Source organism: Woronichinia naegeliana WA131 (assembly GCA_025370055.1).
GTDB lineage: Bacteria > Cyanobacteriota > Cyanobacteriia > Cyanobacteriales > Microcystaceae > Woronichinia > Woronichinia naegeliana.
This window is the reverse complement of the sequence record CP073041.1, coordinates 7,705,633-7,719,358: the sequence shown is the minus strand read 5'-3', so window position 1 is coordinate 7,719,358 and position 13,726 is coordinate 7,705,633. Positions and strand designations below refer to the sequence as shown.

Genomic DNA, 13,726 nt, shown 5'->3' with positions numbered 1-13,726 from the left:
AATGATGATTAATTTCTGCGCATTAGGAGCAATTGCAGCAGTTGTAAAACGGCATAAAAAGTCGTTGCCACATAGGTTAGGGCCGCCGCACTGAGAACTTGACGAGCACCCCGATTTTCTTCTCCCTGTAAAATACCGAAATCATTAATCAAGCGTAATGCCCGTTGAGAGGCATCAAACTCAACCGGCAGGGTGACAAGGTGAAATAGAATCACTGCCAGAAAAACGACAATACCAATATTACTTAAAATGATGCCGCCACTGCCCAGAAATAGTCCCACAACCACTAGCAACGGGCCAATATTAGAACCCAAATTGGCTGCCGGAACCAGGGCCGCCCGCAGGTTCATCGGTGTATAGCCCTGGACATCCTGCAACACATGGCCGCATTCATGGGCCGCGATCGCGGCTGCTGCTAAAGATGTGGAACCATAAACTCCAGACGATAGCCGAACGGCCTTGGCACTGGGATCATAATGGTCTGTGAGTTCTCCCTCAATGGGTTCTACTCGCACATCCTGAACTCCCATGCGCTGTAAAATGGTGTCGGCTACCTGCGCTCCTGTCATGCCTAAACTAGAGGAAATTGCGGCATATTTTTGGTAAGTATTGCGAATATGGAATTGAGCCCACATCATCAAGGCCATACCAGGAAGTAATATAAGGTAGGAAGCATGGAAGAACATTGTTATTCTCCTGATTTTTTGCAAAGGGTTAAGTACCTAGTTTTTGAAAACCAATACTCAATGCCTAATCTAACATTATTGCTCAACTCATCGAAGATGTGGATCAAAACCCTTTCCTTCTAGGGCGTTGAAGATGTCAAGGGGATGAATTAGAGCATTATTCGCGCACCCAACTGGGAAAAAACACTTTGGGATTATTAGCCCAATACTGTTTTGTATGCTAATCAAGGTGAGAACTTTCCCAAACCCTAGAACGTCAATTCCAGGCAACCTACGTCAAATTTTGTCCATCTCGACTAGAATGAGGACTATTCATTTGGCATCGTGTCAAAATTTTGTGGTGATGAGTCGGAAAGGTTCTGCCTTTCTCCGTTTTTTGTGAGGAGTTAAAATGTCTGAGTGGATTCAAACGCGGCTACAATGCCTAGAAAATGCTTTCAACCCCTTTTACTGTCATGCGATCACCGAAGTAACGGAGATCATTACCCAACAATTTAAGAAGGGCAAAAAATTATTGATCTGTGGAAATGGTGGTTCGGCAGCCGATGCTCAACACGTTGCGGCGGAATTTGTGGGTCGTTTCCAATTCAACCGTCAGGCATTACCCGCGATCGCCCTTTCAACCAATGCCTCTATCTTAACGGCAGTGAGCAATGACTATAGTTTTGATATTGTCTTTTCTCGACAGGTAGAAGCCCTCGGTCAACCTGGGGATATTCTCTGGGGTCTATCCACCTCTGGCAAATCCTCTAATGTTCTTCACGCACTCAAACGAGCTAAAGATATGGACTTAATTACCATTGGCATGGCAGGCCATAACGGTGGTTTATTCCAGGAATTTGTCGATTATCCTCTCTTTGTCGCTGAAAAAAATACTCCCTATATTCAAGAAATTCATCTCATTACCTATCATCAGATCTGTGAACAGGTAGAAGCCCAACTCTTTGCCAAATCCCAGACCAGGGAAGCCCAATTAGTGGTTTAATAAACGGTTGTTTTTCCCCACTGTCCCTTGCTATGGTTGCCAACGTCTCGTCTCACAAAGCCCTCTTTTTAGATCGGGATGGTGTGGTCATTGATTATGTCCCCTATTTAAGTCGGCCTGAGCAGGTCAAGATTCCCCCTAGGAGCGGTCAAGCTCTGAAACAATGGCAAGATCACGGTTATTACTTAATTTTAATTACCAATCAATCGGGAGTAGGTCGCGGTTATTTTAACCTAGAGGACGTGGAAGCTGTTCACCATCGTATTCGAGAAGTTTATGAACCGTTTGGTGTCACCTTTGCTGATATTTTTCTCTGTCCTCACCATCCTGAAGCGGGTTGTGATTGTCGTAAACCGTCCCCCCAAATGTTAATTGAGGCGGCCAAAAAATATGACATTTCCCTCCCCAATTCCTATTTTTTAGGTGATGCACCCAGCGATCTAGAAGCAGCATTGCAAGCAGGTTGTCAACCCTTATTAGTGTTAACAGGACGAGGGAAAAAGACCTTAGCAAGTCTAAATCAATATCCCAGCCCCATTCCTGTATTTGATCAGATTAGTGATACTGTTAGCCTCCTCAACCATGACTCAACAAGATAATGGGCAACCTCGATTTGTCTCTCTGATTCCTAATCTTATGGGAGGTGAAGGTCATATTATTCCTTACCATGAAGCGGTTTGTCAGGCTGTGCAAACTTTAGGCTGGGAACACCAAGCTTTGATTCCTGCAATCTCTCCGCAAACGCCCAAAATCGATCATTTACCCTGTCATTGGCAGCCCTGTTTATTGCCAACGGATTTAGAAGCAGAAGGAAGCGCGATCGCTAAATTAGGGAGACTTACAGAAGCGATTAAATTAGGAATCAGTATTGCCCAATATTTTCAACAACCAGGGTTAGACCGCGATCGCCCGACGATTATTTTTTTAGAACGATTTATTCATTTACAACTTTTCTCCCTGGCGATCGCCCTTTGGTTAATGCCCTGTCAGCATCTACAGGTTTGGCTACTCTATCGGCGTGATGTGCATCAAGATAAAACCCGCCCTTTCTACAAATTTCTCCATTTTTTCATCAAGCAACGTTTACCCTCTCAACATTTGCAATTTTTAACCGATAGTGAACCGTTACAAACGGCCTTATGCCAATATTTTCAAATTCCCATGACCGTCATGCCCATTCCCCACACAGATTGGCGAGAAGATGCTGTGGAAAAACAAGAAGAGGTAACAGATAAAATTCTCTGTTGGTGGCCCGGTTCTCCTCGTTCTGAAAAGGGATGGGAAATTATTAAACGGCTCAATCAAGCCTCTATTCATGACAGAGACAAAATCTGTAATAAAATTTGTTTAGTCGCCGCTGAAAGTGCAGAGTTACAAACGTCTAATCCTTCGCAATCCAGTATTCTCATAAAAACTATTCCTGATCGCCTCAGTCGAGAACAATATAATCATTGGTTGGCCCTAAGTCATATTATTTTACTTCCCTATGATGCCGAAGCCTATCGAGAAAGAACGTCTGGCATCTTCACCGAGGCCATTATTGCCGGTAAAATTCCCCTCGTGACCTCAGCAACCTGGATGGCTAAGGCTCTGCAAAAATATCACTTAGAAGCTTTAATTCTGACAGGGGAAAGTCTCCAGGAAATTGTTGACCAAATTTGGGAAGTGGCAAATAATTCAGGGATTCAGGCTAAAATCTTAACCATGCAAGCCGATTTTCAAGCTTTTCACAATCCCGAAAATTATGCCCAGACATTAAAAGCAATTTTTGATTCTACGAAAGTTTAACTGGGCGTGCAGCAATTCCAAATTCAGAATGTAGCTAAAGATACAAAATCCCTGAAGTGCTTACGGTCAAGGGGTTTAATGCCAATATTTAGAATCAATGTAATGCTCTATTTAGGGCTTGCTGAAAAAGTCAAAAAACGAAGGAAATGTGGGTTAGGGAAGTATGGACTGAAAAAGCACAGATAACTTATCCTTATAGAAAGAAGTCAAAATACAGGTTTTATTTAATCTATTGTACTTTTAGTTCTAAAAAGGTCAAAAAAAGTCACTCCCCGTCAAAAAGAGGAAAATTACCGCCATTTTTAGAAGAACAACGACTCTATAACTTCTTACTTTTTGTTTTCTTCTTTGTCTTCTGAAGTAGAGTAGAAAGATTCATTACCAAAAAGTTCATTGCAATCACAGTTTCCGAGGTCTCAGGAAGTTTAGCCATCACTCGACCAAGACTAAATCTCCTCTTTCCCTGTCCGAATTTACCCTCAATGGCATTACGCACTCTTTCATCTGAGCGTGCCTCTTGCTTTTTTTCTTTGCTCACCTCTTTCGGCGGTCTTCCCAATGGGGGACCACTCATTCTTATACCCCTTTCTTTACAATAAGCTCGATTCGCTTTTGTTCGATAGATTTTATCCACATGAACCGATTCCGGATAACATCCTGTTTCCCTTTTATATTCTTCTATTTGCTCTTTTAAATCTCCTGATTCGTTATAATTATCCCAACTTAATTTAGTTAAGTAAACATAGCCATTCACATTACTCGCTGATATTTTGGCTCCAAATTCTACTGCTTTTCCCGCTTTTCCACGCACTATTGGACGGATATGAGGTTGCGTTACACTCACAATTCTATTTTCTACTGTATTCGTCTTATTCTCATACATTTCTAGTTGTTGTTCATACACTTTTTTTATGGTTATAATCATTTCCTTCTCCTTTTTTGTTAGTTTTTCCAATTTTGCTCCCTCATCTAACATTTTTTTTACATACAATAAGTTTCTTTTAACCCACATTCCGTACTTGGCAACAAGAATTTTAATTAATACGAACAAGTCTAGATTAGCAGAAGTGCTTCCCCACAAAGGTTTCAGGAATCACAATCTGCTGATCAACAAAAGTACGCCTCTTTATGCAGCACAAAAGCACTGATAAACGCACTACTATAGTCTTTCCTTCTCCGTCTATATCTAGGGCTTGCTGAAAAAAGCTGAAACCTTTACGGAGAAAAATAGTAGGCGAATTAAGAACCGCTAGAATGCACGAAAATAGGGTAGAATGCCTCAAAACCATTGCATTAAGAAGAGAGAAAGCAGATGTACCGAAAGCAACAGTACTCAATTGAAACACCAGAAAACTTGAAAAATCTGTTCGGCGGGCAGTTAGACGAAGAAAATCGTTGGATAGAAATGTCAAAAATGATTCCCTGGGAAGAATATGAGGAAGAATATGCAAAAAACTTCACAGAAAAAAAAGGAGCCCCAGCCAAATCATTTAGAATGGCATTAGGAGCATTAATTATCAAAGAAATTTCAGGAAAAAGTGACAGAGAAACAGTAGAACAAATAAAAGAGAACCCTTATTTACAGTACTTTATAGGAATGGAAAGCTATAGTAGCAAAGAAGCATTTAATGCGTCAATGATGGTTCATTTTCGTAAAAAAATAGGAATGGAATTAATAAATAAAATTAATAAAGAAATAGAAAAAAAGCGACGGGTGTAGCGTCAGAAAAAAAAGAAAATGAAGGAAAGTTATTGTTAGATGCGACTTGTACACCAGCAGATATAAAATATCCAACGGATATAGGAATATTGAATGATGCCAGAGAAAAAACAGAAAAAATAATAGATAAGCTGTATGAAGAAATAAAAGAGAAAAGGAAAGAAAAGCCGAGGACTTATAGGGAAGTGGCAAGAAAAGAGTACTTAGCCATAGCAAAAAAACGTCGTGTGTCAAAAAAAGAAAGAAGAAAAGGAACAAAAAAACAACTAGGATATATAAAAAGAAACTTGTCTGATATAGAAAAAATGATAGAAGAGGGAGCAAAGTTAGAAAAACTAACGAAAAAAGAGCAAGAAGAGCTTGTAACGATAGGAAAAGTGTATGAGCAACAGTTAGAAATGTATGAAAAAAAGACAAATAAAGTAGAAAACAGAATTGTGAGTGTAAGCCAACCTCACGTGCGTCCAATAGTGCGTGGAAAAGCGGGAAAAGCAGTAGAGTTTGGAGCTAAAATATCGGCAAGTAATGTGAATGGCTTTGTCTTCTTAGACAAATTAAGTTGGGATAATTACAACGAATCGGGAGATTTACAAGCGCGAATAGAAGAATATAAAAGGGAAACAGGATGTTATCCGGAATCGGTTCATGTAGATAAAATCTATCGAACAAAAGCGAATCGAGCTTATTGTAAAGAAAGGGATATAAGAATGAGTGGTCCCCGATTGGGAAGACCGCCGAAAGAGGTGAGCAAAGAAAAAAAGAAAGAGGCACGCTCAGATGAAAGAGTGCGTAATGCCATTGAGGGTAAATTCGGACAGGGAAAGAGGAAATTTAGTCTTGGTCGAGTGATGGCCAAACTACCTGAGACCTCGGAAACGGTAATTGCGATGAACTTTTTGGTAATGAATCTTTCTACTCTACTTCAGAAGACAAAAAGTAAAAAGTTGTAGAGTCGTTTTTCTTGTGAAAAATGGTGTTAATTTTCCTCTCTTTTGTGAGGAGTGATTTGTGTTGACCTTTTTAGACAGAAAGGAACAATATATTAAACAAAATCTGTATTTTGATTTGTTTCCATAAGGATAAGTTATCTATGCTTTTTCAGTCCATACTTCCCTAACCCACATTTCTTTCGTTTTTTGACTTTTTCAGCAAGCCCTATCTAGTGTTGTGATGGCTAATGATGCCTGCATATAGCGTGTAAATTTTAAATTATTTAGGGCTTGCTGAAAAAGTCAAAAAACGAAAGAAATGTGGGTTAGGGAAGTATGGACTGAAAAAGCATAGATAACTTATCCTTATAGAAACAAGTCAAAATACAGATTTTGTTTAATCTATTGTTCCTTTCTGTCTAAAAAGGTCAACACAAATCACTCCGGGTGCATCCCACTTAAGATAATACATTGACACTCAAAAGAGGAGAGTGATTGAGATAAGCACATCGTAGCCGAAGAATACGAGAAACATTATGAAGATGCCAACGTGCTCCCGACAATTTAACCCTAGCTCCCACCTGTTTAATCTTAGACTCCACATCACCAGAACCAATCACAATACCAAGCTGTTGATAGTATTGGTAATCAGGGATACGCTGATAATGCTTCGTCAAATAGGCTTGAAAATTCTTTGCCCTCTTGCTTTTGACTCCATCAAACGCATCTATTGCCTTGTTCACAAAACCCCGCCACAGTAAATGCTCCACTGCTTCTAGCCGTTTGAGAGAGCCACCCACTTTGAACAGATTCTCCTTGAGATGATACCAATCCAACACCTCTCGTCGTATCAGCCACGATTGAGTGGCGAAACTCTCTACCGCATTCCAGATTCCGGGATGACCATCTCCCAAAAAGGTCACTATTGGGGACAAAGGTTGAACATTGCTCCAATTCTTTAAGCCCTCTGGGTCTTGGAAAAAGGCTTCACAGACATTGCCATGAAGACTCACCAGTTTATAATCTCGCCACTGTCCCCCTTCCTTCTCCTCGCCCCGCAGACAAATCTTTCCCCCATCTATACTGACCCCCGCACTCTCTGACTGAGCTTGAGCTAAGGGCAGTTCTGTCCGTTCTACCAAGCGATGTAAACTGCTATGTCCTACTTTTATCCCCATCAACTCCTCTATATCTTCTTCTGCTTGTTGGTAGGATGTTTTCGCACTGGCTCTTAGACAGCATTTCTCTAAACCTGGACTTAAGACGATTTTTGGCGACACCTTTAGTTTTCTGGCTTGTTTTTGGCTTATTTCCACTTCTCCGACTAGGGTTTTGATTTTTCGCTTGTTTCCAGACCGTTTTTTTCCCCCTTCTGAAAAAAAAACTCCCCCATTGTTGGCCCCACAATTTCTAACATCTGGGTTCTGACTTCTACTTCGATGCTTCCAAAGTCCTTCTGTTTCTCTGGTTCCGTATATTTGCGCAGGATACGGGCTGATTCGGTGAGATGCTGTTTTAACAGTGCTTTTTCTTCTGGGGGAATCGGTAACATACTTTTTTCGCTCATCAGTTTTTTTCCATTTTACCCCAGATTCTATGTACTACTTTATCCGGGATGTACCCAATCACTCCTCACAAAAGAGAGGAAAATTAACACCATTTTTCACAAGAAAAACGACTCTACAACTTTTTACTTTTTGTTTTCTTTTTTGTCTTCTGAAGTAGAGTAGAAAGATTCATTACCAAAAAGTTCATCGCAATTACCGTTTCCGAGGTCTCAGGTAGTTTGGCCATCACTCGACCAAGACTAAATTTCCTCTTTCCCTGTCCGAATTTACCCTCAATGGCATTACGCACTCTTTCATCTGAGCGTGCCTCTTTCTTTTTTTCTTTGCTCACCTCTTTCGGCGGTCTTCCCAATCGGGGACCACTCATTCTTATATCCCTTTCTTTACAATAAGCTCGATTCGCTTTTGTTCGATAGATTTTATCCACATGAACCGATTCCGGATAACATCCTGTTTCCCTTTTATATTCTTCTATTCGCGCTTGTAAATCTCCCGATTCGTTGTAATTATCCCAACTTAATTTGTCTAAGAAGACAAAGCCATTCACATTACTTGCCGATATTTTAGCTCCAAACTCTACTGCTTTTCCCGCTTTTCCACGCACTATTGGACGCACGTGAGGTTGGCTTACACTCACGATTCTGTTTTCTACTTTATTTGTCTTTTTTTCATACATTTCTAACTGTTGCTCATACACTTTTCCTATCGTTACAAGCTCTTCTTGCTCTTTTTTCGTTAGTTTTTCTAACTTTGCTCCCTCTTCTATCATTTTTTCTATATGAGACAAGTTTCTTTTTATATATCCTAGTTGTTTTTTTGTTCCTTTTCTTCTTTCTTTTTTTGACACACGACGTTTTTTTTCTATGGCTAAGTACTCTTTTCTTGCCACTTCCCTATAAGTCCTCGGCTTTTCTTTCCTTTTCTCTTTTATTTCTTCATATCGCTTATCTATTATTTTTTCTGTTTTTTCTCTGGCATCATTCAATATTCCTATATCCGTTGGATATTTTATATCTGCTGGTGTACAAGTCGCATCTAACAGTAACTTTCCTTCATTTTCTTTTTTTCCTGACGCTACACCCGTCGCTTTTTTTCTATTTCTTTATTAATTTTATTTATTAATTCCATTCCTATTTTTTTACGAAAATGAACCATCATTGACGCATTAAATGCTTCTTTGCTACTATAGCTTTCCATTCCTATAAAGTACTGTAAATAAGGGTTCTCTTTTATTTGTTCTACTGTTTCTCTGTCACTTTTTCCTGAAATTTCTTTGATAATTAATGCTCCTAATGCCATTCTAAATGATTTGGCTGGGGCTCCTTTTTTTTCTGTGAAGTTTTTTGCATATTCTTCCCAGGGAATCATTTTTGACATTTCTATCCAACGATTTTCTTCATCTAACTGCCCGCCGAACAGATTTTTCAAGTTTTCTGGTGTTTCAATTGAGTACTGTTGCTTTCGGTACATCTGCTTTCTCTCTTCTTAATGCAATGGTTTTGAGGCATTCTACCCTATTTTCGTGCATTCTAGCGGTTCTTAATTCGCCTACTATTTTTCTCCGTAAGGGTTTCAGCTTTTTTCAGCAAGCCCTATTTATTTTCTTCTAATTGGTACGGAATATGGGTATTAAGGACTGGAAAGCGAGGTCGTCCCACCAAAGTATTACCGAAGGGTCTTGTGGTAAGACTAAAAAATAAGAGTAGTAAACGTCGAGATTCTGCGGGTAAACTAGAGAAAGTAGAAACTCCGAAACCTGAGCATCCTGAGACAACAGAAAAACCAGAAGAAAAGGATGTTCATGCTAATCACGTTGAGGCATTGAATAGTGCTATCCGACGCTATTTATCCGCCTTTCGTCGTCGTACAAATACTTATGCTAAATCTGTTGTGGGATTACAGCGAGTCCTAGATATTTTCTGGATGGTTCATAACTTTGTTCGCAGCCATTTTACGACTAGAGAAGTTCCTGCTGTAGCTCTCGGTATAATTGAAAAAGGGTTAACTTGGGAGGACTTACTCCAAATTCGCCTGATTTCTTGAACCTCTCGTATTGCAACGTTTGTAGCTTCTAGCTAGACGATACCAGTGCCAATACTCGGGCTGCTGCATTTAATCCTATTCCTTCCATTCTGGCTTTTAATACTTTTACAATTTCACTTAATGGGGTTTCTAAGCCAGCGATTACGCTACCATAAGTCTCAGCAAAACAAGAACTACATTCTTGACAAATGAACATTTTACGTTCCCCGTTACTTTTCGTTTGATAATGAGAATGTATTTTTACTTTTTCACTATAGCAATGAGGACAGTTTTTCTTGAATACAGCAATTCCAAATTCAAACAGTAACATAAGATACAGACGTTATCTCGCTTTTATGAGTTAAAAGAGATTTCGCTGATTTCTGACGTTTTTCGTACTTCCTCCTCGAATCTTAGCCTCTTGGAGAGTCAGCAACCTGCAAACAAACTTGATCAATCACTAAATAGGGCTTGCTGAAAAAGTCAAAAAACGAAAGAAATGTGGGTTAGGGAAGTATGGACTGAAAAAGCATAGATAACTTATCCTTATGGAAACAAATCAAAATACAGATTTTGTTTAATCTATTGTTCCTTTCTGCCTAAAAAGGTCAACACAAATCACTCCTCACACAGGGCGAACGCATCTAAAAATGATACAGATACAAGAACATTATAGAGGGATGGATAAGGGAAAATAAGGGAAAGTGCATAGAAAACAAAAGCGATGAAACTCCGACCCAAATATAGACTGGTAGAACACTTTGCCGAAATAGATGACCCTCGCATCGAACGAACAAAACGGCATAAACTCATTGATATTCTAACGATTGCCATCTTAGCCGTCATTTGTGGAGCAGAAGGTTGGGTAGCCATGGAAAGTTTCGGCAAGGCTAAACATCAATGGCTAAAAAAAATTTTGGAATTGCCGAATGGCATCCCCTCCGACGATACGTTTGCGCGTGTATTTGCTAGTCTGAATCCAGAGCAATTTCAAGACTGTTTTCTGCATTGGGTCAAAAGTATAGCGGAGGTAAGTGAAGGGGAAGTGATAGCGATTGACGGCAAAACCCTTCGCCACTCCTATGATAATGCCAACGGAAAGGGCGCAATTCAGATGGTAAGTGCATGGGCAACAGCAAATCGTCTAGTACTAGGACAGTGCAAGGTGGAAAGCAAATCGAATGAAATCACGGCGATACCCAAACTCCTGAAAATGCTAGAGGTCAAAGGTTGTATCGTAACGATTGATGCCATGGGAACTCAGACAAAGATTGCCCAACAGATAGTAGGGCGAGGGGGAGATTATGTTTTGGCATTGAAAGGCAATCAAGGTAATCTATGTGAGGATGTTGAACAATTATTTGCTCATGCTCAATCGGTTAATTTTGCGGGAATTAAGCATGATTTTCATCAAACAATAGACAAGGGACATGGACGGATTGAAATTCGCCGTTGCTGGACGATGGAACAAACAGAATTTTTGCTGGGTGGGGAAAAATGGGCAAAGTTGACGAGCATCTGTATGATTAAAGCGGAGAGACGATTGAAAGACAAAACAGAGTATGAGACTCGCTACTATATCAGTAGCCTGCCGAGTAATGCTCAAAAATTATCCCAATCTGTTCGTAGTCATTGGTTGATAGAAAACTCTTTACATTGGGTTCTAGACTTGGCCTTCAACGAGGATGCTTGTCGCATTCGTAAGGATTTTGCTCCTGAGAATTTAGCCGTCTTACGCCATATCGCTCTTAACTTGCTCACAAAGGAAAATACTCTGAAACTTGGTATCAAGAATAAACGGCTACGCGCTGGTTGGGACGAGGACTATCTCCTTAAGGTTTTACTCGGATAAGATGCGTTTGCCCTGACTCCTCACAAAAGAGAGGAAAATTAACACCATTTTTCACAAGAAAAACGACTCTACAACTTTTTACTTTTTGTTTTCTTTTTTGTCTTCTGAAGTAGAGTAGAAAGATTCATTACCAAAAAGTTCATCGCAATTACCGTTTCCGAGGTCTCAGGTAGTTTGGCCATCACTCGACCAAGACTAAATTTCCTCTTTCCCTGTCCGAATTTACCCTCAATGGCATTACGCACTCTTTCATCTGAGCGTGCCTCTTTCTTTTTTTCTTTGCTCACCTCTTTCGGCGGTCTTCCCAATCGGGGACCACTCATTCTTATATCCCTTTCTTTACAATAAGCTCGATTCGCTTTTGTTCGATAGATTTTATCCACATGAACCGATTCCGGATAACATCCTGTTTCCCTTTTATATTCTTCTATTCGCGCTTGTAAATCTCCCGATTCGGGTTCTCCTGAACAAAGAGTGATAATTAAAGCTTATCATGAAAAGCAAGCTAAAAAACGATTTCGCATATTATCAAAGTTCATAAATCCATAAGCTTGACGCTTGATTAGTTTAAGACGATTATTGATGCCTTCCATTGCCCCATTCGTCGTTCGACTCAAAAAGTAGTTACAAATAGAGTCCAAATTCCTACGAATTGTGCTAATTACATCTGTATAAATGCTCTTTGCATTCTCTAACCATTCTGTAAATTTTAATCTTCCTTCTTCCTTATCATTTACTTTTTCATATATCTCTCTAAATGACTCTTTATATTCATACGCTTTACGCAAACGAGCAGATTGCTTTAACACCAATTCTAGTTTTTCTAACTCTTCCTCTTTTAGGTCTTCTTTATTTTTTAATAATAGCCACTTTTCTCCCTTGATTTTTACATTCAATTTTGTCTGTTTACGGATTTTATTCAATTCTTCATTCAACGCCTTCATTACATGAAATCTATCTGTTACAATTACTGCATTCGGAAATACTTTTTCTATTACTTTAGGAAATCCTCCCCACATATCTACACTCACTTGTTCTACTCCTTCCCTCACCTCTAATTCTTTCTCCATCAGCACTTCGATGATTTTATCTTGTTGATGACTATCTATCACTTCTATTAATTCTCCTTTCTCTATATCTCCTAACACTGTTACAAAATTCTGATGACCTTTTCGTTTCGCTATTTCATCCATCCCGAGGTGTTTTACTCCTTGCCAATCTTTTTTTTTAGCTTCACATTGACGTTGGTAAATTCCATTCACTTGATCCCATGATAGAGATTCCTCTCTACCTACTTGTTCCACACTGCTCACATTTACTCGTCCATAAATATATTCTTCATACCTCACTGTGTATTTCCTACGGGCTTCCATAAATTCTAGATTTTCTGTAAAAAACCTTTGACAATCTTTACAGTAAAATTTACGACGAGGGACTTTCAGATATACCATTTGACCAGAGATAGACAAGTCCCTTACTAATACACTGTTCGTCTGATGTAATTCATCCGTTAAGCTACCACAATAATTACATTTGACTTCTTCCTCTTGACAACTCAGTATTAAAAACGCTTGTTTTCCCTCTTGAATCACATTTCTTATGTTTACCTTTGGCAAATCTACCAGATTTTCTAGAAAAAATAACATTGATGCCATCCTCATATAGTGTATCTTATTATACATCTTCTACCGCAAAGCCAGAAGAACCCGATTCGTTGTAATTATCCCAACTTAATTTGTCTAAGAAGACAAAGCCATTCACATTACTTGCCGATATTTTAGCTCCAAACTCTACTGCTTTTCCCGCTTTTCCACGCACTATTGGACGCACGTGAGGTTGGCTTACACTCACAATTCTGTTTTCTACTTTATTTGTCTTTTTTTCATACATTTCTAACTGTTGCTCATACACTTTTCCTATCGTTACAAGCTCTTCTTGCTCTTTTTTCGTTAGTTTTTCTAACTTTGCTCCCTCTTCTATCATTTTTTCTATATCAGACAAGTTTCTTTTTATATATCCTAGTTGTTTTTTTGTTCCTTTTCTTCTTTCTTTTTTTGACACACGACGTTTTTTTGCTATGGCTAAGTACTCTTTTCTTGCCACTTCCCTATAAGTCCTCGGCTTTTCTTTCCTTTTCTCTTTTATTTCTTCATACAGCTTATCTGACTTTTCCCGT

At 39.3% G+C, this 13,726-nt stretch carries 10 protein-coding genes and 5 pseudogenes; 6 read left to right on the top strand and 9 right to left on the bottom strand.

Annotation, left to right across the window (positions count from 1 at the left end; genetic code table 11):
- Positions 1–8: 8 nt before the first annotated feature.
- Positions 9–635, bottom strand: a complete 627-nt coding sequence (locus KA717_39340; protein UXE61338.1) for a zinc metallopeptidase — start codon at positions 633–635, stop codon at positions 9–11.
- Positions 636–1,077: 442 nt separating this feature from the next.
- Here KA717_39340 and gmhA point away from each other — a divergent pair, with 442 nt between their 5' ends.
- From gmhA to KA717_39325, 3 genes are read left to right on the top strand one after another with little or no spacing between them, the layout of a single operon-like run.
- Positions 1,078–1,671, top strand: coding sequence for a D-sedoheptulose 7-phosphate isomerase (gmhA, locus tag KA717_39335; protein ID UXE61337.1), 594 nt, complete (start codon positions 1,078–1,080; stop codon positions 1,669–1,671).
- 32 nt (positions 1,672–1,703) lie between these two features.
- Positions 1,704–2,270, top strand: a complete 567-nt coding sequence (locus KA717_39330; GenBank protein ID UXE61336.1) for an HAD family hydrolase — start codon at positions 1,704–1,706, stop codon at positions 2,268–2,270.
- Entirely contained in the window at positions 2,254–3,459 is a 1,206-nt protein-coding gene (locus KA717_39325; GenBank protein UXE61335.1) for a hypothetical protein, read from the top strand. The genes KA717_39330 and KA717_39325 overlap by 17 nt, the downstream gene beginning before the upstream one ends.
- A 319-nt stretch (positions 3,460–3,778) precedes the next feature.
- Here KA717_39325 and KA717_39320 read toward each other — a convergent pair.
- A pseudogene (locus KA717_39320) lies at positions 3,779–4,468 on the bottom strand (transposase).
- Between the two features lie 303 nt (positions 4,469–4,771).
- Between KA717_39320 and KA717_39315 the strand changes: the two are divergent.
- A pseudogene (locus KA717_39315) lies at positions 4,772–6,108 on the top strand (IS5 family transposase).
- 458 nt (positions 6,109–6,566) lie between these two features.
- On the opposite strand, the gene KA717_39310 reads toward KA717_39315, so the two are convergent.
- The 3 genes and pseudogenes from KA717_39310 to KA717_39300 all read right to left on the bottom strand — a co-directional run bounded on the left by KA717_39310 (position 6,567) and on the right by KA717_39300 (position 9,146).
- Positions 6,567–7,445, bottom strand: a complete 879-nt coding sequence (locus tag KA717_39310) for an ISKra4 family transposase (protein ID UXE64924.1) — start codon at positions 7,443–7,445, stop codon at positions 6,567–6,569.
- On the bottom strand, positions 7,433–7,675 hold the full coding sequence (locus KA717_39305; GenBank protein ID UXE61334.1) for a hypothetical protein: 243 nt from the start codon (positions 7,673–7,675) through the stop codon (positions 7,433–7,435). Before KA717_39305 ends, KA717_39310 begins: the two co-directional genes overlap by 13 nt.
- 146 nt (positions 7,676–7,821) lie before the next feature.
- Positions 7,822–9,146: pseudogene (locus KA717_39300) on the bottom strand (IS5 family transposase).
- 210 nt (positions 9,147–9,356) lie between these two features.
- Here KA717_39300 and KA717_39295 point away from each other — a divergent pair.
- Complete coding sequence (locus tag KA717_39295) at positions 9,357–9,719, top strand: hypothetical protein (protein ID UXE61333.1); 363 nt, start codon at positions 9,357–9,359, stop codon at positions 9,717–9,719.
- A gap of 28 nt (positions 9,720–9,747) precedes the next feature.
- Here the strand turns inward: KA717_39295 and KA717_39290 are convergent, their stop codons facing one another.
- Positions 9,748–10,029, bottom strand: coding sequence for a hypothetical protein (locus KA717_39290; protein ID UXE61332.1), 282 nt, complete (start codon positions 10,027–10,029; stop codon positions 9,748–9,750).
- Positions 10,030–10,422: 393 nt separating this feature from the next.
- Between KA717_39290 and KA717_39285 the strand changes: the two genes are divergently transcribed.
- Complete coding sequence (locus tag KA717_39285) at positions 10,423–11,550, top strand: ISAs1 family transposase (protein ID UXE61331.1); 1,128 nt, start codon at positions 10,423–10,425, stop codon at positions 11,548–11,550.
- A 68-nt stretch (positions 11,551–11,618) separates the two neighbouring features.
- Here the strand turns inward: KA717_39285 and KA717_39280 are convergent.
- The 3 genes and pseudogenes from KA717_39280 to KA717_39270 form a co-directional block, all read right to left on the bottom strand.
- Positions 11,619–12,005: pseudogene (locus KA717_39280) on the bottom strand (transposase).
- Positions 12,006–12,041: 36 nt separating this feature from the next.
- The gene (locus tag KA717_39275; GenBank protein UXE61330.1) at positions 12,042–13,196 is read right to left on the bottom strand and encodes an ISL3 family transposase; all 1,155 of its coding nucleotides are present in this window, start codon (positions 13,194–13,196) and stop codon (positions 12,042–12,044) included.
- A gap of 58 nt (positions 13,197–13,254) precedes the next feature.
- A pseudogene (locus KA717_39270) lies at positions 13,255–13,713 on the bottom strand (IS5/IS1182 family transposase).
- Positions 13,714–13,726: the final 13 nt, after the last annotated feature.